The organism is Brucella daejeonensis, from assembly GCF_014199265.1.
GTDB classification, from domain to species: domain Bacteria; phylum Pseudomonadota; class Alphaproteobacteria; order Rhizobiales; family Rhizobiaceae; genus Brucella; species Brucella daejeonensis.
Genome location: NZ_JACIJG010000005.1, coordinates 215,307 through 234,291, shown reverse-complemented (window position 1 = coordinate 234,291; position 18,985 = coordinate 215,307). Strand labels below are relative to the sequence as shown.

Genomic DNA, 18,985 nt, shown 5'->3' with positions numbered 1-18,985 from the left:
TGAAAACAATGATTATCAGTGATTGCTAAAAATCGATTGCCGCATAGAACATCGCAAACAGACCATCGACGACGATAACGACAAAAATGGCTTTCACGACTGATGCCGTCACTCGCCGGCCAAGCGATTCTGCGCTTCCGCCAACCTTCATGCCTTCTACCGATGCGAGAATTCCGATAATCATGGCCATGAAAGGCGCCTTGATGAGACCCGCAAAATAAGTATTGAGCGCGACCGCATCATGCAAGCGACTGATAAAGGCTCCCGGTGAAATATTTGAGTAAAACCACGCGACCCCGCCCGCTCCGACAAGGGCGGCAAGGTCAGAAATTATCGTGAGAAGCGGCAAAACGATCACAAGCGCCACAAGGCGAGGAAAAACCAGCACACCGACCGGATTGAGACCGATCACGGTCAAGGCATCGGTCTCCTCTCGCATTTTCATGGAGCCGATTTCAGCCGTGATCGCGCTGCCCGAACGGCCGGCAATCATGATTGCCGTCAAAAGCACTCCAAGTTCGCGCAGAACCAGAATGCCGACCAGATCCACGACAAAGATTTCCGCACCGAAATAACGAAGCTGAAAAGCGCCCTGCTGTGCGATGATTGCACCGACGATCGTCGACATCAGGATGATGATCGGAATCGCTCCGACGCCCATCCGGTCCATCTGCGTGACGATGGCCGCGAAAGGAATGCCGCTGCCGCGTCCGTATTTCAGCTGGGCTCCACGAATGGTTGCACCGAGAATATGCATCGCCATCTTGAAATCGTTGCCCATGGAGATAACTCCTCCTCCAAGGGCCGCGAGGAAGGAAACCAAAAAGAAAGGCTTCCTGCGGCGCGGAATGTCCAGAGTGCGTTCGACGGCTCCTCCAACTTCCTCCATGAGAGGAAGCCAGGCCTCGCGTACGCCGTCAAGATGCGCATCGACGCCCCCCGCAGCCAGCCGCTGACGCATCCGTTCGATCAGCCAGGCGCCTGCCGTATCGAGACCGGAAACCCCAGAAATATCGATGACGGTGGACTTGCCGCCATTCACCTTTTCAAGACCGCGCATCTTGTCATCGACGAGATTGACGCTTTGGGATACCCAGCGACCGCTCAATCGGATGCGGCGCACCCCCTCTTCCTCCGCCACTTTGATCATCGGCGCAGAATTGTCGGCTCTTGCTTTGTTGGCGGCGTCGGTCAACATGGCCTACCTCATATACGAGTCGTCACGCGACCGAAATACTGCGTCCCAGAGGGCACTTCCATGCACAATACCTTGAATATCATTGTCGAACGCTATCCCATCGCCGGAAAATTCACAATCTCCAGAGGCTCCAAGACGGAAGCTGCCGTCGTGGTGTGTGTGATCGGCAACGGTTCTCTTGAGGGACGGGGCGAGTGCGTCCCTTATGCGCGTTACGGAGAGAGCATCGAAAGCGTCGTCGCACAGATCGAGGCAGCGCGCGCCGCTATCGAACATGGCGCCGGAAGACAGGATATCCAGAAGCTGATGCCAGCCGGAGCCGCCCGCAACGCGGTAGATTGCGCCTTCTGGGACCTGGAAGCCAAACAGTCCGGCGGGAGTGTCGCCCATATGCTCGGAACGCCTGCGCGGCCGCTGGAGACGGCTATCACCGTATCGCTGGGAACACCTTCAGAAATGGCGGAATCTACGGCGAAAGTCGCCCATTATCCGCTCATCAAGGCAAAGATGGGAGGCGATGACGATATCGAGAAAATCCGGGCCGTTGCCAAAGCCGCGCCAAACAGCCGTATCATCATCGATGCGAATGAAGGCTGGACGGCAGACAACATTGCTGAAAACATACGGGCTGCGGCAGACGCAGGCGTCGTCTTGATCGAACAGCCCCTACCGGTCGACAAGGATCACATTCTTGGTGAAATGGAGCGCCCCGTCACCATCTGTGCCGACGAAAGCGTTCACACATCGGTCGGCCTGGAAGAACTCGCCAAACGTTACGATGCCGTGAACATCAAGCTCGATAAGGCAGGCGGCCTGACCGAAGGCCTCGTCATGCGTGATAAGGCCATCGACCTTGGTTTGCAGATCATGGTTGGTTGCATGGTCGGCACGTCTCTCGGGATGGCGCCCGCCGTTCTTCTCGCCCAGAAAGCCAGCGTGGTCGATCTCGATGGCCCATTGCTCCTTGCGCGCGACCGCGACCCCGGCCTGCGTTATGACGGCGCTCTGGTTTATCCGCCTGAAGCAGCCGTCTGGGGATGAGACAGGCGTTGATAGCTCTCATTGCCGGTTCCATGAATCGGCGCGAGGGCATCTTCAAAAATGTCCGCGCAAGCATCCCAGGTAAATGGCTTCAACACCTCTCCAGGTTCGAATGGTCCCATTTCAAGCGCCGCCAGACATGCCGTCCGCAAGTCCTCGGAAAGCACCCCCGCTCCGGTCGCTCCGACCACATCCCGCGATCCGGGCACCGGATAGGCTGCAACAGGCAAGCCGGACGATATTGCCTCAAGAAGTACAAGACCGAACGTATCCGTCCGGCTTGGAAAAACGAACACGTCGGCCGTTGCATAGGTGCTTGCCAGCGCCTCACCTTCCCTTTTGCCCACAAACAGTGCGTCAGGAAAACGCGCTTTCAGCTCATCCAGAGATGGGCCATCGCCCACGACCAGTTTCGTGCCAGGAAGATCAAGCTCCAGAAAGGCCGGAAGGTTCTTTTCCGCTGCGACGCGTCCAACGCAAATGAACACGGGCTGCGGCAAGTCCTTCGTCACGTCCGGGCGTGGGTGGAAAAGCGTCCTGTCCACACCACGGGTCCATAAGTCGAGACGCGTAAAACCGCGCGCCTTGAGATCATCGAGAATCGATTGGGTCGGCACGAGCGTATGCAGTGCCGCATTATGGAATCGCCTCAGAAAAGCGTAGCTCCAGCTCGGAGGGACAGGAAAACGCTCCGCGAGATATTCGGGAAAGCGCGTATGGAAACTCGTTGTGAAGGACCAGCCCATCTTCAGGCAAGCGCGCCGGGCCATGAAACCGAGAGGCCCCTCGGTCGCGATATGCACATAATCCGGCTTCAACGCCGCCAGCCGCCACCTGAAAGCACCGGGCGTCGTCAGCGCCAGCCGTATTTCAGGATAGGTCGGGCACGGGACCGATCGGTAGTCGAGCGGCGAAATGACGATCATGTCGTATCCGCGAGCGGTCATCAGGTCACGGCATTTGGTCAGCGTCCGCACCACGCCATTGACCTGAGGGTGCCAGGCATCGGTAACGATGACGATTTTTTTCATCGGCCGATTTTCGCCAGTTCCCGAACGGGGCGGGGCAACCGAATGACCCTGCCCTTCACCTGTTCGTCCTCGCCGGGATGAATCGGGCCAACCGGTCGACGGTCCAGGCGCTCGGTCCATTCGATTAATTCCATCCGTCCATCGAAATGCTCGATGACGGCGGTGCAGCTTTCAACCCAATCGCCGGTGTTGATGTACTCGACACCGTTCATATTCTCGATAGTGGCATGGTGAATATGGCCGCAGATAACGCCATTGACACCGATACGCTGCGCTTCTTCCGACACTACATTCTCGAACTGGCCGATGAAATTCACGGCTTTCTTTACTCGAAACTTCGCCCAGGCCGAGAACGACCAGTACCGCAGACCCAAGAACGAGCGCACGCGGTTCATAACCGTGTTTATCCAGATGGCGGTATCATAGGCCCAGTCACCCAAATAGGCGATGAAACGGGCGTTGCGCACGACGACGTCAAACTGGTCGCCGTGAATGACAAGGAATTTGCGTCCATCCGCGGTTTCGTGGATCGCCCGGTTCATCACTTCAATTCCACCGAAATGCGTACCTTGAAAATTCCGCAGAATCTCGTCGTGATTACCGGCAATATAGATAATGTTGGCACCCTTGCGGCTCTTGCGAAGCAGCTTCTGCACCACATCGTTATGTTCCTGTGGCCAGTGCCAGTTACGGCGCAGCCGCCAGCCGTCCACGATATCGCCGACCAGATAGATCGTCTCAGCCTCGTGAACACGCAAGAAATCGAGAAGCAGGTCGGCCTGCGCCGCTTTGGAACCAAGGTGCACATCCGAAATGAACAGGGTTCGGAATTTCCTGGTTTGCGGGTTATCTGTGCTCATTTGGTTGTCCCTCTCAATGGCAACCCGAATTTGAGCGCAGAAAACCCGATTCTTGTCACAGGCGTATGACGATGCCCGTGCTCCGCAACCGTCGCCAGTTCATGAGCCGATCAGGCGACGAGATCGATCTTTGGGCCGATGTAACGTGACTGCGGGCGGATCAGCTTGTTTGCCGCCACCTGTTCGCGACAGTGAGCCACCCAGCCCATAGTCCGGCCCATGGCAAAAACACAGGTAAACGCCTCACGGGGGAAGCCCAGTTGCTCAAGCAGGAGCGCTGTGTAGAACTCGACATTGGTTTCGAGTGAACGTCCCGGCTTGTGGCGTTTCAAAAGCGCAATAGCGGCCTGTTCGACAGCCTCGGCCAGTTCGATACGTTGCCCGTTCCCACCTCCGATCTCGGCAATTCGTTTCAAAGCCCCTTTCAATGCATCCGCCCGCGGATCGCGGACGCGATAAATGCGGTGCCCGAACCCCATCAACCTTTCACCGTCTGCGAGAGCGTCCTCCAGCCAGCTATCAGCGTTTTCCGCGACACCGATCGCATCCAGCATGTCGAGAACCGGCCCCGGCGCCCCGCCATGAAGCGGCCCTTTGAGAGCGCTGATCGCGGCCAGAAGGGAAGAAGTAAGACCCGCCCTCGTCGACGCCACCACGCGTGCCGCGAAAGTCGATGCGTTGAGGCCGTGATCGGATACGGCCATAAGATATGTATCCAGTCCGGCTATCTCAGCCTCATCCGGCATTCTGGCATTGACCATTCGCAGGATATCGACACTGTGCGGAAGGGAAGGATCAGGACATATGGGATGCCGGCCCTTGCGCCCACGCAGGATGGCGGTCGTGAATACCGCAGGTGCCGCCATCAAGTGCAGTGCAACAGTCAGGTCGTCGTCATCCGGGATACGAGCCATCAATGCGCGCAGCGCCTCGATGGGAGACATTTCCATCAGCGTATCGTCGAGTGCGTCAGTATGTGCGAATACCTGAACACGCGCTTCGCCGAGCGCTTTCTGCAATTCCTCCCCCTTTGGAAGCTCATCGAAAAAGCCGTCCCACAGAAGCTCGATTCCGTCTTCAACCCGGCTTTGCGGCACCAGATCGTCAAGTGACCGCCCGCGAATGACCAGCCGCCCCGCAAGGCCATCAACATCAGACAACACGGTTTCGGCGGCGATCACATCTTCAAGTCCGCTGCTCATAGCGATTTCTCCTTGTTTGCCTTGAGACATTGAGAGTAAGTATAGTTGACGTCAATCTTGACGAAATAGATCAATGTAGGGAGCAAGGATGGACTGGCTAACCGCAGAGGAAGCCCTCGCTATTCTTCAGACAAAGCCGCAAACATTGTACGCAAATGTCAGTCGTGGACGCGTTCGCTCCAAGCCTTTTCCTGACGATCCAAGGCGCAGTCTTTACAAATCGGAAGATGTATATCGGCTGGCGGAGCGTCGGCCCGGACGTAAAAGAGAGAGAGCGGTTGCTGCGGACACGATCCGTTGGGGACTGCCCATCATGCGCTCGGCAATATCCACCGTTACGGATGGCCGTCTTCTCTACCGCGGATATGACGCCTCGGATCTCTCCCCAACCGCGACACTGGAAGATGTGGTTGCCCTGTTATGGCAGGCCGAGCCGAATGAACGTGACCTAGAGATAATGGACAACCGCGAGGCGGTCGATGGTCATCCGCTGGAGCGTTTGTTCAAGGTCTTCGGCATCCGGGCGGCAAACGATTTGCCAAGCATGGGCCGGTCGCCCAGCATATTGAAACGGGAAGCTTGGGATATTCTCCAGCTTTTTCACGACACGGTGCTGGGCGCACAAACCGTACGGGGGCTCTTGCATGAACATATTGCGCAGACCTGGGACAGGCCTGATGCAGCGGATACGATTCGACGCGCGCTCGTACTACTCGCCGATCATGAACTGAACGCGTCAGCTTTCGCAGCACGCGTCACCGCTTCCACAGGTGCACCTCTGTCTGCCGCCGTACTGTCTGGATTGTCCGCACTGATAGGCCCGCTACATGGGCGCGCGGCGACCGCCACCGCAGCTATAGTAGAGCGGGCACGCCTTGTCGGTGCTGAAGAGGCAATCCGGTTAAATCTCCTGCACGGAACCCCGCTTCAATCTTTTGGCCACCTGCTCTATCGGGAAACGGGCGATATTCGGGCCAGCCTATTGCTGGCGGACCTTGAACTGCCGTCCCAATATCTCGAACTGCAACACCACGCCGCTGAAATTCTCGGTGAGAAGCCCAATGTCGATTTTGCTCTCTCTGCAATCGCCGAAATCTACGATCTGCCACCGAATGCCCCACTTTATCTTTTTGCCCTCGCTCGAATTGTGGGATGGCTCGCTCATGCGCTGGAGCAAGCCGAAAGCGGATCGCTCATTCGCCCGAGAGCAGAATTCATTCCCCCTATTGAATAATAACAATGCCTAATGTCAGGATATTCAAATGCAAAGCGCGGACGATCCCCGGTAATAGTCACGGAATATTGTTCGCGATGCCCCGGAAGAGGTGGACATATGCGCTCATGAACCAGAATCCGGTTGATCGCACCGCTCGCTTGGTGGCATGTGTCTAGTGGATTGAAATTGACGTTTGAATCCCGACTGAATGAGACGCTGTTTCAAACGTTAAATTCGAAAAATCCACTAGATACATAAACTTACTAGTGGTCTTTTCGATTCCGGCATTTGCTCAACGCCTGTATCAGAGGGATGCAAATGTCGGAATCAGACCACTAGGATTGAACAAGTTGTGAGGATTGATCGTGAATCTGGGTCTTGAAGGACGGAAAGCCATAGTATGTGCATCAAGCAAAGGACTCGGGCGAGCCTGCGCCGAAGCGCTCGCGGAGGCTGGATGTGAAATCGTCCTGAACGGCAGGAATCGGGAAACTCTCGATGAGACCGCCGAGGCGATCCGGGCAACCTTCAGCGTCAAGGTCACTCCTGTCGCAGCAGATGTATCGACCGCAGAAGGACAGGAGGCCCTTCTTGCTGCCTGCCCGGCTCCGGACATTCTTGTGAACAACAATGCCGGCCCCGCCTTTCGCGACTTCCGGGTTCTCGACCGGGACGCGATCCTGCAAGGCGTTACACAGAACATGGTCACGCCAATCGAACTGATCAAAGCTGTCATCGACGGCATGGTCGAACGAAAGTTCGGCCGCATCGTCAACGTCACCTCGGCGTCTGTTTACGCTCCGATTCCGGGGCTCGATCTTTCATCCGGCGCCCGCGCAGGGCTGACGGCTTTTCTCGCAGGCGTTGCACGCACCGTCGCGGCTTCCAATGTTACGATCAATAACATCCTGCCAGGCGCTTTCGATACAGACCGGCTGCGCAACGGATTTGCGTTCTCCGCCCAGAAAAATGGTACGACTCCCGAGGCTGAAGCAGCAAAGCGCGCCGCAGCCATTCCGGCAGGCAGGATCGGCCAACCCAGGGAATTCGGCCAGGCATGTGCCTTTCTTTGCGCCGCGCATTCGGGATTCATAACCGGACAGAATCTACTCATCGATGGCGGCGCGTATCAGAGCGCTTTTTGACGGCGTCCTGTAACAGACCTGCAAATTTGGAAAAACTCATTCTCGAAAACGGGCCTACTGGAATTTGAGACAATAGACTAGAAACGATAAAGGCCCGGCGTGCAGAAACCTGCACGCTCCACGCGCAGCGGAAAGCTCTACTGACGCGAAAGACTTTGGAAAGCGATGCTACCATGACGAAGAAAACGACTTCCACGCGTTCGGATTTTGAGGAATCAGCTCTGTTTTTCCACCGCTATCCGAAGCCCGGAAAGCTCGAAATTCAGGCCACGAAGCCTCTCGGCAATCAGCGCGACCTGGCGCTGGCCTATTCGCCCGGAGTTGCCGCCCCGTGCATCGCGATCCATGAAGACCCCTCAACTGCGGCCGAATATACTGCGCGCGGAAATCTCGTCGCCGTCGTTTCCAACGGAACCGCTGTTCTCGGTCTTGGCAATATCGGTGCCCTCGCCTCGAAGCCGGTGATGGAAGGCAAAGCGGTTCTTTTCAAGAAATTCGCCGATATCGACGTATTCGATATCGAAATCGAAGCTCACGAGATCAATCGCATTGTCGATGTCGTTTCCGCTCTGGAACCGACATTCGGCGGTATCAATCTCGAAGACATCAAGGCTCCGGAATGTTTCGAAGTGGAGGAACAACTCCGCACCAAGATGAACATTCCGGTGTTTCATGACGACCAGCACGGAACTGCGATTATCGTCGCCGCAGCAGTGCTGAACGGTCTGGAACTTGCCGGCAAGAAGATCGCGGATGCAAAGATCGTCACCTCTGGTGCTGGAGCTGCGGCCCTCGCCTGCCTCAATCTTCTGGTCAATCTCGGCGCAAAACGCGAAAATATCTGGGTTTGCGATATTGACGGCGTCGTCTACGAAGGCCGCAACACGCTGATGGACCGCTGGAAAGATGTCTACGCGCAAAAGACCGATGCGCGAGTGCTCGCCGATGTTATCGGCGGCGCCGATGTTTTCCTGGGGCTTTCGGCAGCCGGCGTGCTGAAACCGGAACTGCTGAGCCAGATGGCCGAGAAGCCGTTGATCATGGCGCTCGCCAATCCGAAGCCAGAAATCATGCCGGAAGAAGCCCGTGCAGTGCGTGCGGACGCCATGATTTGCACCGGGCGTTCCGACTATCCCAATCAGGTGAACAACGTCCTCTGCTTCCCTTATATCTTCCGCGGCGCGCTCGATGTCGGCGCGACCGCAATCAATGAGGAAATGAAACTCGCAGCCGTGCGCGCCATTGCAGCGCTTGCCCGTGAGGAACCTTCGGACGTCGCCGCGCGCGCCTATTCGGGCGACACGCCGACCTTTGGTTCGGACTATATCATTCCTTCTCCGTTCGATCAGCGCCTGATTCTGCGCATCGCCCCGGCTGTTGCAAAGGCCGCCATGGATACCGGCGTTGCAACCCGCCCGATCGAAGACATGGAAGCCTATCTCGATCGTCTGAACCGTTTCGTGTTCCGCTCCGGCCTCATCATGAAGCCCGTATTCGCCGCCGCCCGTGCGCAGGAAAAGCCGAAGCGTGTCATTTATGCCGACGGTGAAGACGAACGCGTGCTGCGCGCCGCTCAGGTCGTGATCGAAGAGCGGATTGCCGCACCGATCCTCGTTGGACGTCCACAGGTCATCGAAACCCGCCTGCGTCGCTACGGTCTGAAAATTCGCCCCGGTACGGATTTCGATCTCATCAATCCGGAAGACGATCCGCGTTACCGCGATTATGTCGACCTCTATCTGTCCTACACAGGCAGGCAGGGTGTCACGCCGGAAGCCGCGCGTACCATCGTGCGCACCAACTCGACCGCCATTGCGGCGCTCGCCGTCATGCGCAACGAAGCCGATGCGATGATCTGCGGCCTCGAAGGCCGGTTCGAGAGGCATCTGCGTGTCGTGCGCCAGATCATCGGCAAGGTGCCCGGCATTCGCGATTATTCCGCTCTCAGCCTGCTTATATCGCAACGCGGCGCACTCTTTCTCACCGACACTTATGTCAATGTCGAGCCGGGTGCGAACGAGGTTGCCGAAATGGCCATTCTTGCCGCAAAGGAAATCAGCCGTTTCGGGATAGCCCCCAAGGCCGCGCTTGTCTCGCACTCCAACTTCGGTTCGAAGGAATCGGCAAGCGCGGAAAAAATGCGCGAAGCGGCAGCAATTCTTGCGGAAAAAGCACCCGACCTCGAATCCGATGGCGAGATGCATGGTGACTCCGCGCTGTCGCAAGCACTGCGTGATCGCGTATTTCCGAATTCACGCCTCAAGGGTGAAGCCAACCTCCTGGTGTTCCCGAATCTCGATGCGGCAAATATCACGCTGAATGTGGTCAAGACCGTCACCGATGCCCTGCATGTAGGCCCAATCCTGCTCGGCTCGGCCCGGCCCGCGCATATTCTGACCCCGTCGGTCACATCGCGTGGCGTGGTCAATATGACAGCGCTTGCAGTCGTGGAAGCCCTGCAGAAGTCTGGCGAATCGGCCCAGCGCAAAAGATAAACAGAGAATATAAGTCCACAATAATAAATGAATATAACGTCGAGTATACTAAAATATACTCGACGTTAATATTTAATTAACTATATTTAACAAGCATTTTCGGACACTATTCAATTTGGTGACTGATTATGTTTTTAAAATCATTCAAGATAAATGTTCTTTTCTTCTTGGCAGCGTTATTCGCCATGTCGGGGATATTGACCGCATGTACGACAGTGCGCCCTCCCGAAGTCTGCTCGGTTGCGGAAAAGCAGCGCCTTCGAAAATATGTGACCCCGACCGAAAAGCGCCTGCGACGTAAAGAGGCCGAGCTTTCGCGAAAGCGAAAGGCTGCGACGGATGAGCGATGCGTGGGAAGTCTGTTTTCACATGCTGTCAAATCTAATCGCTGCACCCGTTTGACGAGCCGGATTGAGCGTCTGGAAACCGAGATCGAAACACTTCAGGGGCGTCTGCTCGAATTGAACGCGGCGCTCGCAGGACGCCCGTCCTCTTCGACCTACGTTAAATCCTGCAAAGCGACATGGATCATAGTCCGTCGAACTCGGAAGAAACCCAAATCTGCGGTCGCACCGCGAAAAACCGTGGCTGTGGACGAACGAAGAAAACGACCGCTCAATAAGAATACCACCAAACCGAACGAGGAAACGTTCACAGATCAGGAAATCCAGCCGATCAACTACGCACCGGAGCCGATCGCCTCCGCTCCGGCGATGCCGACTTACATCGCACCTCCGTCGGGGCCAGTACCCCAGATGCGTTTTTACAACGACAACAGCAAGGTCAGGGTCGTCGGCTCATCGTTCTTTCCGGACCAATCAGCACCAGCAAATCAGCTAGTTCCGGCCCATGCGCCTGCCCCGTGAGTGCCAGACGTAAGGGCATGAAAAGGTTCTTGCCCTTACGTCCAGTCTCGGCCTTGACCGCATCCGTCCATACCTTCCATGTCTGGCGATCCCATGGAACTGGCGGCAAGAGAGCAAAGGCCTGTTTCAGAAACTCACGGTCCTCTTCCGATGGTTCGAGAGGCGTCGGCAAATCGCCGGTCACAATGGTCCACCAATGGACAACATCCTTGAAACGGTCGAGATTTCCCCGCACCGCGATCCAGAAGGTTTCAGCCTTGTCGCCCGAAATACCCAACGCCTCCAGACGGGACTTTGCTTCGGGATACGACATATCATGAAGCAGGGCGCGGTTGAGCGTGTCCAGTTCCGCTGGATCGAACTTCGCGGAAGACTTCGATATCGAAGCGAGGTCGAAGCGCTCGGCCAGCTTTTTCATATCGGGCGCCGCGGCAACGCTTTCCGATGTGCCTATCAACACCGCAAGCGAGGCAACAGCCATCGCTTCGAATCCCGCTTCACGGAGCGATCCGACGGACAGCGCCCCACTCCGCTTGGAAAGCCCCTCACCCGAAATCGTCGTCAGAAGATTATGGTGACCGAAAATTGGCGCTTTGGCACCGAGCGCCTCAAAAATCGCGATCTGCACACCGGTGTTGGTCACATGGTCATCGCCGCGAATAATATGGGTAATCCCCAGATCGATGTCGTCGACTACGGATGGCAACGTATAAAGATAGGTGCCGTCCTCGCGCACAAGAACCGGATCGGACATGGATGCCAGATCCACCGTCTGCGGGCCGCGAACCAGATCGTCCCAATGCACTTCCGTACGCCTTGTATCGAACGGATCGGATTCAAAATTGGGCAACAGAAAACGCCAATGCGGCTTGCGTCCTTCAGCTTCGAACGCAGCCCTCTCTTCCATGGTCAGCTTGAGACCCTCGCGGCCGTAGACAGGCGGCAGGCGACGGGCAAGACGCAACTTGCGACGACGCTCCAGTTCTTCGGCTGTTTCATAGCAGGCATATAGAAGGCCCGCTTCTTTGAGTTTCTCTACCGCCTTGGCGTAAACATCGAAACGTTTCGACTGGTATTCTACACGATCGGGCTTGACACCGAGCCAGTCGAGATCGACCGCGATTGCCTGCGCATATTCGTCGCGGGAACGTTCGACATCCGTATCGTCAAACCGCAGAATGAACTTGCCATTGTTCTTTTGTGCGAAAAGCCAGTTCGACAACGCAGTGCGCGTATTGCCAATATGGATATAGCCTGTCGGCGATGGAGCAAAACGAACGGTAACTGTCATCTGTCGGTCTTTCAGCGGTCGCGGAAACGGTTCGTGATAGGGTAGCGGCGATCACGTCCGAAATTCTTCTTGGTAATCTTGACACCCGGCGCCGATTGCCGGCGCTTGTACTCCGCCAGATAAAGCAAATGTTCAATCCGCTGCACGGTTTCGAGCGGATGACCGCGCGCGGCGATTTCCGTATTGCTCATCTCGTCCTCGACAAGACATTCGAGAATATCGTCGAGAACAGGATAAGGCGGCAGACTATCCTGATCGGTCTGGTTTTCTCTAAGCTCGGCAGACGGCGCTTTTGATATGATATTATGCGGGATCACCTCGCCTGCCGACCCAAGCGCGCCCTGCGGAACGTGGCTGTTACGCCATTCCGACATTGCATAGACCTGCATCTTGTAGACATCCTTGATCGGATTGAATCCGCCATTCATGTCGCCATACAGCGTTGCATAGCCAACCGACATTTCGGACTTGTTGCCGGTCGTAACCACCATGGAACCGAACTTGTTCGAAACAGCCATCAAGATGGTGCCGCGCGTACGGCTTTGCAGGTTTTCTTCAGTCACACCGCTCTCGGTTCCTTCAAAGAGCGGATCGAGCGCCTCCAGGAATCCTTCGACGGGAGCCGCAATCGGGACGATATCGTAATGGACACCAAGCGCCTTGGCGCAATCTGCGGCATCCTTGAGCGATTCCTCCGATGTGTAACGATAAGGCAGCATGATGCAGCGCACCCGCTCCTTGCCCAGCGCATCCACCCCAAGGGCTGCACAGATCGCCGAGTCGATACCGCCGGAAAGCCCCAGAACCACATCCTTGAAGCCGTTCTTGTTCACATAATCCCGAAGTCCGAGCATACAGGCGGAATAATCGGCCTCCAACCCTTCGGGAAGTCTCGCCTTGCCGACGTCTTCGCAGCGCCAGCCATTGCCGTCGCGATGCCAGGCGGTCAGTGTGATCTGTTCCGCAAATTGCGGCATCTGCAAACACAGCGATCGGTCGGCGTTGAATGCAAACGATCCGCCATCGAATACCAGTTCATCCTGACCGCCTACCTGATTGGCATAAACCATAGGGAGTTCGGTCTCTATCACCTGCTTGAGAACAACCTGATAGCGCCTGTCCATCTTGGCGCGATGATAGGGCGAACCGTTCGGCACCAGCAGAATTTCGGCTCCGCTTTCTGCCAGCGTTTCGGCAACACCGAGATCGCCCCAGATATCTTCACAAATCGGGATCCCGATGCGAATGCCACGAAAATTTACGGGGCCCGGCATCGGTCCAGCCTGAAACACGCGTTTCTCGTCAAATTCGCCGTAGTTCGGCAGATCGACCTTGAATCGCTCGGCGATGACCTCGCCACCGTCCAGAACGGCAATCGAATTGTGCAGGCCACTTTGGCGGCTGAGCGGCGTACCAATGATAACACCCGGACCACCGTCGGCGGTATCATTCGCCAGTTCACGCACGGCGTTCTCGCAGGCAGCAAGAAAGGATGGTTTCAGAACGAGGTCTTCCGGCGGATAACCGGAGATGAATAGTTCCGTGAATAAAATGAGGTCGGCCTTCATGCTGGCCGCTTCGGCACGCGCGGCGCGTGCTTTGGCCAGATTTCCGGTAATATCACCCATAACGGGATTGAGCTGTGCAACAGCAATACGAAGCATGGCAAGATTCTCGTGAGAGGCTAACATTGCCCAGCTTTAGCGCGCCTGGACAAGCGAATGCAACGGATGCGGCTTATCAACCGCTCCTTTGTCAGACAATATAGGTGTCGATCAGAATATAGCCCCACGCAACAACCACGAACACGATGGAGATCAGGACCGCGAGCGAACCGCAGTCCTTGGCGATCTGAATCTCCTTGTGAAAATCGCGTGAAACGGCGTCGCAGGTTGCCTCGATACCCGTGTTGAGCACTTCCACCAGTATGAGAAACAGAATTGCTCCTGTCATGACGAAAAACGACAGCCAGTTCGGGGCGAGAAAGAAAGCGACAGGTAACGACACGAGGAACAGCATCAGTTCCTGTTGCACGGCCTTTTCATGTCCAGCAAGATATTTCAGCGCTCGCATGGAATTGAGAAAAGCCAGAAAAATGCGCTGCATACATACCCCCAATGAAATTGGCCAAAGCAATCAATAGGTGAGTTTTCCTGAAAAGCAACAGGGCGGAGATCTAAACCTCCGCCCTGTATAATTCAACTATCAGGCCGAAACCCTCAGGCGCTCGCGGCCTGCTTTTCAGCACCGGCATCGCGCTCCTTCTTGAGCAGTTCAGCCAGAAGGAATGCCAGTTCCAGCGCCTGATCGGCGTTCAGACGCGGGTCGCAATGCGTATGGTAGCGATCTCGCAGATCGTCAGCAGAGATCGCGCGGGCACCGCCTGTGCACTCGGTCACGTTCTTGCCCGTCATTTCGATGTGAATACCACCCGGATGGGTGCCTTCCGCGCTGTGGATGGCGAAGAAAGTTTCCACTTCCTTGAGGATACGGTCGAATGGCCGCGTCTTGTAGCCGCCGGCAGTGATCGTATTGCCATGCATCGGATCACAAGACCATACGACCTTGCGGCCTTCCCGTTCGACAGCCTGGATCAGTTGCGGCAGGTGATCGCCGACCTTGTCGTAACCGAAACGCGCAATCAGTGTCAGACGCCCTGCTTCGTTTTCAGGGTTCAGGAGATCGATCAGACGAATGAGATCATCCGGCTGCAAAGACGGGCCGCACTTGAGACCGAGCGGGTTCTTGATACCACGGCAATATTCGATATGCGCATGATCCGCCTGTCGCGTACGGTCGCCGATCCAGATCATATGGCCGGACGTACCGTACCAGTCACCGGATGTCGAATCGACACGGGTCAACGCTTCTTCATAACCCAGAAGCAGGGCTTCATGGCTCGTGTAGAAGTCAGTTTCGCGCAGCGAATGGTTGCTTTCAGCGTTGATGCCGATCGCCTGCATGAAGTTCATGGTTTCGGAAATGCGCTGCGCCAAAGCTGCATAGCGCTCCGCCTGCGGGCTCTTGCCGACGAATCCAAGCATCCACTGGTGAACGTTTTCCAGATTGGCGTAACCGCCTTGCGCAAATGCGCGCAGTAGGTTGAGCGTCGCCGCCGATTGGCGGTACGCCATATCCTGACGCTGTGGATCCGGGATGCGGGAAGCCGCGTCGAACTCGATACCATTGATGATATCGCCACGATAGGACGGAAGCTCGACGCCGTTCTGCGTTTCCATATCCGACGAGCGCGGCTTGGCGAACTGACCGGCAATACGGCCAACCTTCACGACCGGCTTTGACGCACCGAACGTAAGCACGACCGCCATCTGAAGAAAGACGCGGAAGAAATCGCGAATGTTGTCGGCGCCATGCTCGGCAAAGCTTTCGGCACAGTCGCCGCCCTGGAGCAGAAATGCCTTGCCTTCGGCGACGTCGGCCAGTTGTTGCTTGAGCTTGCGCGCTTCACCTGCAAAAACCAGCGGTGGATAGGTGCGAAGACGGGCCTCAACATCGTTCAGAGCCTGTGCGTCGGGATAAAACGGCACCTGCTTGATCGGCTTGTTTCTCCAGGAATGCGGGGTCCAGTTCTTCGTCATTCTAGCACCTGTTTGTTTATCCGCTCGATTTCTCTCGGATTATATCCTCCTTACACGAAAGCCGAAATTCCTGATCGGACAGCCTGCACCTGACAAAAGCGCCAGTCTGCCCAGAAAATCCGGCGTGCGTGGTCGCGCTGATATAATGCAGGTGAAGACTTTATGCCAGCAATATTCGTTAACCGGGCGAACCTGCGACGAAACAATCAGCCTTCAACTTTTTCGCCGTTCACCACCCGGTAGGTGGGCTTATACATTGTAACCAGTTCTTCCGCGGCAGTCGGGTGGACCGCCATGGTACGGTTGAAGTCGTCCTTGGTAGCACCCGACTTCAGCGAAATTCCCACAATCTGGGCCATCTCTCCGGCATCTGGGCCCATGATATGCGCACCGACGACCTTACGACTTGCCGTATCCACGACGAGTTTCATCAGCGTTTTCTCATTGCGACCGGAAAGTGTGTTCTTCATCGGGCGGAAGAGCGCTCGATAAACCTCGATTTCGCGATATTTCTTTGCGGCCGTATCCTCGGGCAGGCCCACCGTACCGATTTCCGGCTGGGAGAATACCGCCGTGGCGATCAATTCGTGATCCGGCTTCGTCGGGTTGTCCTTGAATGCCGTTTCAAGAAAACACATGGCTTCGTGAATAGCGACGGGGGTTAGCTGGACGCGGTTCGTAACGTCACCCACAGCCCAGATATTTGCAACATTCGTGCGCGAATATTCATCGACGATGATCGCGCCCAGTTCGTCGATCTCGACACCAGCCTTGTCCAGACCGAGCCCTCCGGTATTGGGCCTGCGTCCGATAGCCATCATAGCTTGTTCGGCCAGCAGTTCTTCACCATTGCTGAGCGATATTTTGAGAAAATCGTCAGCCTGCTTCTCAATTTTCTCGAAAACCGCAGCGCAGATGATCCGAATTCCTTTTGCCACCATCGTCTCGTGGAGCAGATGGCGCAGATCGGGATCGAAGCGCGACAGAATTTCCCGTCCGCGATAGACCAGCGTCGTTTCCACGCCAAGACCATGAAAAATATTCGCAAATTCTACCGCTATATAACCGCCGCCGGCTATGACAATCGATTTCGGCAGTGTTTCGAGATGAAACGCTTCATTGGAGCTGATGCAATATTCCCGGCCCGGCAGCGATTCCGGCATACTCGGATACCCCCCGGTCGCGACCAATATCTGATCTGCCGTGATACGACGCCCGTCGGCCTTCAGTTCGATAGTGTGTTCGTCAATCAGTTCGGCACGGCTTGTAAAAATCTCAACCTCCGAGTTCTGAAGGCTTTTCGTATAAAGCCCCTCAAGCCGCTCGATTTCCTTATCCTTGGCTTCGATCAGCTTCCGCCAGTCAAAACTCGTGGTACCGACATCCCAACCGTATCCTGCCGAATCCTCGAAATGCTCGGAAAATTGCGAAGCATACACAAAAAGCTTTTTCGGTACGCAACCACGAATAACGCAGGTGCCGCCCATCCGGTATTCTTCCGCAAGACCAACCTTCTTGCCCATAGCCCCGGCAAGACGCCCTGCCCGTACACCGCCGGAGCCGCCGCCGATAACGAAGAGATCATAGTCGAAGCCAGTCATGGGATTCTCCAGAAAAAATCAGATTGTCCAATATGTAAGCAAAAGAAAAAGCCCGGCCAAGTGTCCGGGCTTTCATATTCGGTGTTACCGCAGCAAATTATTACTGTTTTGGCTGTGCTGGAGCTGCCGCGCCAGCCTGAGCGGCCAGAACCTCGCCAACGCTTGTTGCCAGGTCACGGGCGATGCCGTTCTGCCAGATATTTGCAGCCTTGACGACTTCACGCGTCACGATTGGCCCTTCGGAAAGGAGCTTCTTGCCTGCGGGCGAAGTATAGAACGCCGCGATTGCTTTCAGCTCATCTTCAGAAAACGCCTTGGCATAAGCGCGGGCGGATTCGGTTTCCAGATCTGCACGGCGGGAGGCAAGAGCGAGGGCCTTGTCATCGACCGTCTTGGTGATGAGAGCTTCCAGATTCGGGTCCTTCTGAATGAGCTCACCCTTGAGAGCACGAGCGGCATTCGGCAAAATTTCGTCGAACTGCTCGGTCGCATTGATCGCGGAAATCGCGGTGCGCGCAGCTTCCAGGTGAGCGTCGGTGATTTCCTGTGCGGAAGCAGCATGAATGCCCGACATCAGTACGAGCGCGGAAAACGGTGCTATCAGACGGCGAAAGCCAGTTGCCGGGATCATATGGTCAGTACTCCGTTTAAACAATTCAGGACCGGTTCATGGTGCGGATGCCGTCCTTGCCGGCAATCACGGCCACACGTGCCAGTCCGATGAAAATTCCATGCTCGACAACGCCAGGTATCGCGAAGAGAGCGTCAGATAGTGTCTTTGGATCGGGAATGCGGCCAAAAGATGCATCCACGATATAATGCCCACCGTCTGTTACAAAGGGTGAGTCGTCTTTTAAACGCAGCTTGAGTGGGCCTGCAAGGCCGCTCCGCTCCGCAGCTTGTTCAATTGCACGCATGGTCGCGCCCAGACCGAAACGATTGACTTCAATAGGCAGGGGAAAACGTCCAAGCGTTTCGACAACCTTCGAGCCATCGGCAATGACGATCATTGCATCCGACGCAGCGGCAACGATCTTTTCACGCAGTAGCGCTCCGCCACCACCCTTGATGAGCGAAAGGTCGGTGTCAACTTCGTCGGCGCCGTCGATCGTGAGATCGAGATGCGGTGTTTCCTCAAGCGTGGTAAGCGGAACGCCAAGTTCCTCGCAGAGCCTGGCGGTACGCTCGGAAGTCGGCACGCCGATGACCTTGAGGCCGTCCTTTACCTTTTCGGCAAGCAGACGCACAAATTCTTCGGCTGTCGAACCGGTACCGATCCCCAGGCGCATCCCATCCCTGACATGCGTCAGTGCTTCGGCGGCGGCGGCGATTTTCAGCTTGCGGGCTTCGTCCATGTCTGAATTCCCGTTATCCCCATGCGGATTCTCATCGTGGTCCGGTTCGCCTCTAGCATGTGGAGGCGACACAACAAAGCGCCTA

Annotated in this window: 16 protein-coding genes; 5 read left to right on the top strand and 11 right to left on the bottom strand. The window is 56.1% G+C overall.

The genetic code is table 11. The features are described from left to right. Positions 1-25: 25 nt before the first annotated feature. A complete protein-coding gene (locus tag FHS76_RS08535; RefSeq protein ID WP_183650743.1) occupies positions 26-1,198 on the bottom strand; it encodes an ABC transporter permease in 1,173 nt (390 codons plus the stop codon). Between the two features lie 60 nt (positions 1,199-1,258). Here FHS76_RS08535 and dgcA point away from each other — a divergent pair, with 60 nt between their 5' ends. Further along, the gene (gene dgcA / locus FHS76_RS08530; protein WP_183650740.1) at positions 1,259-2,239 is read left to right on the top strand and encodes an N-acetyl-D-Glu racemase DgcA; all 981 of its coding nucleotides are present in this window, start codon (positions 1,259-1,261) and stop codon (positions 2,237-2,239) included. Here dgcA and FHS76_RS08525 read toward each other — a convergent pair. The 3 genes from FHS76_RS08525 to FHS76_RS08515 form a co-directional block, all read right to left on the bottom strand. Further along, positions 2,209-3,270: a glycosyltransferase family 4 protein gene (locus tag FHS76_RS08525; protein ID WP_183650737.1), complete on the bottom strand. Its 1,062-nt coding sequence runs from the start codon at positions 3,268-3,270 to the stop codon at positions 2,209-2,211. The two genes, dgcA and FHS76_RS08525, sit on opposite strands and share 31 nt — an antisense overlap. Next, positions 3,267-4,130, bottom strand: coding sequence for a UDP-2,3-diacylglucosamine diphosphatase (locus tag FHS76_RS08520; RefSeq protein WP_183650734.1), 864 nt, complete (start codon positions 4,128-4,130; stop codon positions 3,267-3,269). The genes FHS76_RS08525 and FHS76_RS08520 overlap by 4 nt, the downstream gene beginning before the upstream one ends. Before the next feature lie 110 nt (positions 4,131-4,240). After that, complete coding sequence (locus FHS76_RS08515; RefSeq protein ID WP_183650731.1) at positions 4,241-5,332, bottom strand: citrate synthase/methylcitrate synthase; 1,092 nt, start codon at positions 5,330-5,332, stop codon at positions 4,241-4,243. An 88-nt stretch (positions 5,333-5,420) separates the two neighbouring features. Between FHS76_RS08515 and FHS76_RS08510 the strand changes: the two genes are divergently transcribed. The 4 genes from FHS76_RS08510 (at position 5,421) to FHS76_RS08495 (ending at position 11,054) form a co-directional block, all read left to right on the top strand. Further along, the gene (locus tag FHS76_RS08510) at positions 5,421-6,566 is read left to right on the top strand and encodes a citrate synthase (protein ID WP_183650729.1); all 1,146 of its coding nucleotides are present in this window, start codon (positions 5,421-5,423) and stop codon (positions 6,564-6,566) included. 347 nt (positions 6,567-6,913) lie between these two features. After that, the gene (locus FHS76_RS08505; RefSeq protein WP_183650727.1) at positions 6,914-7,693 is read left to right on the top strand and encodes an SDR family oxidoreductase; all 780 of its coding nucleotides are present in this window, start codon (positions 6,914-6,916) and stop codon (positions 7,691-7,693) included. A 173-nt stretch (positions 7,694-7,866) separates the two neighbouring features. Then, positions 7,867-10,188, top strand: a complete 2,322-nt coding sequence (locus FHS76_RS08500) for an NADP-dependent malic enzyme (RefSeq protein WP_183650725.1) — start codon at positions 7,867-7,869, stop codon at positions 10,186-10,188. Between the two features lie 128 nt (positions 10,189-10,316). Continuing rightward, complete coding sequence (locus FHS76_RS08495; RefSeq protein WP_183650723.1) at positions 10,317-11,054, top strand: hypothetical protein; 738 nt, start codon at positions 10,317-10,319, stop codon at positions 11,052-11,054. On the opposite strand, the gene gltX is transcribed toward FHS76_RS08495, so the two are convergent. The 7 genes from gltX to rpiA all read right to left on the bottom strand — a co-directional run bounded on the left by gltX (position 10,972) and on the right by rpiA (position 18,900). After that, positions 10,972-12,345 (bottom strand): glutamate--tRNA ligase, encoded by a 1,374-nt coding sequence (gene gltX, locus FHS76_RS08490; RefSeq protein WP_183650720.1) that lies wholly within the window; start codon positions 12,343-12,345, stop codon positions 10,972-10,974. The genes FHS76_RS08495 and gltX overlap by 83 nt on opposite strands. A gap of 11 nt (positions 12,346-12,356) precedes the next feature. Continuing rightward, the gene (locus FHS76_RS08485) at positions 12,357-14,036 is read right to left on the bottom strand and encodes an NAD+ synthase (protein WP_183650717.1); all 1,680 of its coding nucleotides are present in this window, start codon (positions 14,034-14,036) and stop codon (positions 12,357-12,359) included. A 64-nt stretch (positions 14,037-14,100) separates the two neighbouring features. Beyond that, complete coding sequence (locus tag FHS76_RS08480; protein ID WP_183650714.1) at positions 14,101-14,451, bottom strand: diacylglycerol kinase; 351 nt, start codon at positions 14,449-14,451, stop codon at positions 14,101-14,103. 113 nt (positions 14,452-14,564) lie between these two features. Further along, the gene (locus FHS76_RS08475; RefSeq protein ID WP_183650711.1) at positions 14,565-15,944 is read right to left on the bottom strand and encodes a class II 3-deoxy-7-phosphoheptulonate synthase; all 1,380 of its coding nucleotides are present in this window, start codon (positions 15,942-15,944) and stop codon (positions 14,565-14,567) included. A gap of 206 nt (positions 15,945-16,150) precedes the next feature. Continuing rightward, positions 16,151-17,545 carry a glutathione-disulfide reductase gene (gene gor / locus FHS76_RS08470; protein ID WP_183650708.1) on the bottom strand — a complete coding sequence of 465 codons (1,395 nt, stop codon included), beginning with the start codon at positions 17,543-17,545 and terminating at the stop codon, positions 16,151-16,153. Positions 17,546-17,645: 100 nt separating this feature from the next. Then, positions 17,646-18,176: a DUF2059 domain-containing protein gene (locus tag FHS76_RS08465; RefSeq protein WP_183650705.1), complete on the bottom strand. Its 531-nt coding sequence runs from the start codon at positions 18,174-18,176 to the stop codon at positions 17,646-17,648. Positions 18,177-18,201: 25 nt separating this feature from the next. Then, the gene (gene rpiA, locus FHS76_RS08460) at positions 18,202-18,900 is read right to left on the bottom strand and encodes a ribose-5-phosphate isomerase RpiA (protein WP_183650702.1); all 699 of its coding nucleotides are present in this window, start codon (positions 18,898-18,900) and stop codon (positions 18,202-18,204) included. Positions 18,901-18,985: the final 85 nt, after the last annotated feature.

Excerpts from the sequence above, each read along its gene's own strand:
- FHS76_RS08535 (WP_183650743.1), bottom strand. The coding sequence starts at position 1,198 with ATGTTGACCGACGCCGCCAACAAAGCAAGAGCCGACAATTCTGCGCCG.
- dgcA (WP_183650740.1), top strand. The coding sequence starts at position 1,259 with ATGCACAATACCTTGAATATCATTGTCGAACGCTATCCCATCGCCGGA.
- FHS76_RS08525 (WP_183650737.1), bottom strand. The coding sequence starts at position 3,270 with ATGAAAAAAATCGTCATCGTTACCGATGCCTGGCACCCTCAGGTCAAT.
- FHS76_RS08520 (WP_183650734.1), bottom strand. The coding sequence starts at position 4,130 with ATGAGCACAGATAACCCGCAAACCAGGAAATTCCGAACCCTGTTCATT.
- FHS76_RS08515 (WP_183650731.1), bottom strand. The coding sequence starts at position 5,332 with ATGAGCAGCGGACTTGAAGATGTGATCGCCGCCGAAACCGTGTTGTCT.
- FHS76_RS08510 (WP_183650729.1), top strand. The coding sequence starts at position 5,421 with ATGGACTGGCTAACCGCAGAGGAAGCCCTCGCTATTCTTCAGACAAAG.
- FHS76_RS08500 (WP_183650725.1), top strand. The coding sequence starts at position 7,867 with ATGACGAAGAAAACGACTTCCACGCGTTCGGATTTTGAGGAATCAGCT.
- FHS76_RS08495 (WP_183650723.1), top strand. The coding sequence starts at position 10,317 with ATGTTTTTAAAATCATTCAAGATAAATGTTCTTTTCTTCTTGGCAGCG.
- gltX (WP_183650720.1), bottom strand. The coding sequence starts at position 12,345 with ATGACAGTTACCGTTCGTTTTGCTCCATCGCCGACAGGCTATATCCAT.
- FHS76_RS08485 (WP_183650717.1), bottom strand. The coding sequence starts at position 14,036 with ATGTTAGCCTCTCACGAGAATCTTGCCATGCTTCGTATTGCTGTTGCA.
- FHS76_RS08480 (WP_183650714.1), bottom strand. The coding sequence starts at position 14,451 with ATGCAGCGCATTTTTCTGGCTTTTCTCAATTCCATGCGAGCGCTGAAA.
- FHS76_RS08475 (WP_183650711.1), bottom strand. The coding sequence starts at position 15,944 with ATGACGAAGAACTGGACCCCGCATTCCTGGAGAAACAAGCCGATCAAG.
- gor (WP_183650708.1), bottom strand. The coding sequence starts at position 17,545 with ATGACTGGCTTCGACTATGATCTCTTCGTTATCGGCGGCGGCTCCGGC.
- FHS76_RS08465 (WP_183650705.1), bottom strand. The coding sequence starts at position 18,176 with ATGATCCCGGCAACTGGCTTTCGCCGTCTGATAGCACCGTTTTCCGCG.
- rpiA (WP_183650702.1), bottom strand. The coding sequence starts at position 18,900 with ATGGACGAAGCCCGCAAGCTGAAAATCGCCGCCGCCGCCGAAGCACTG.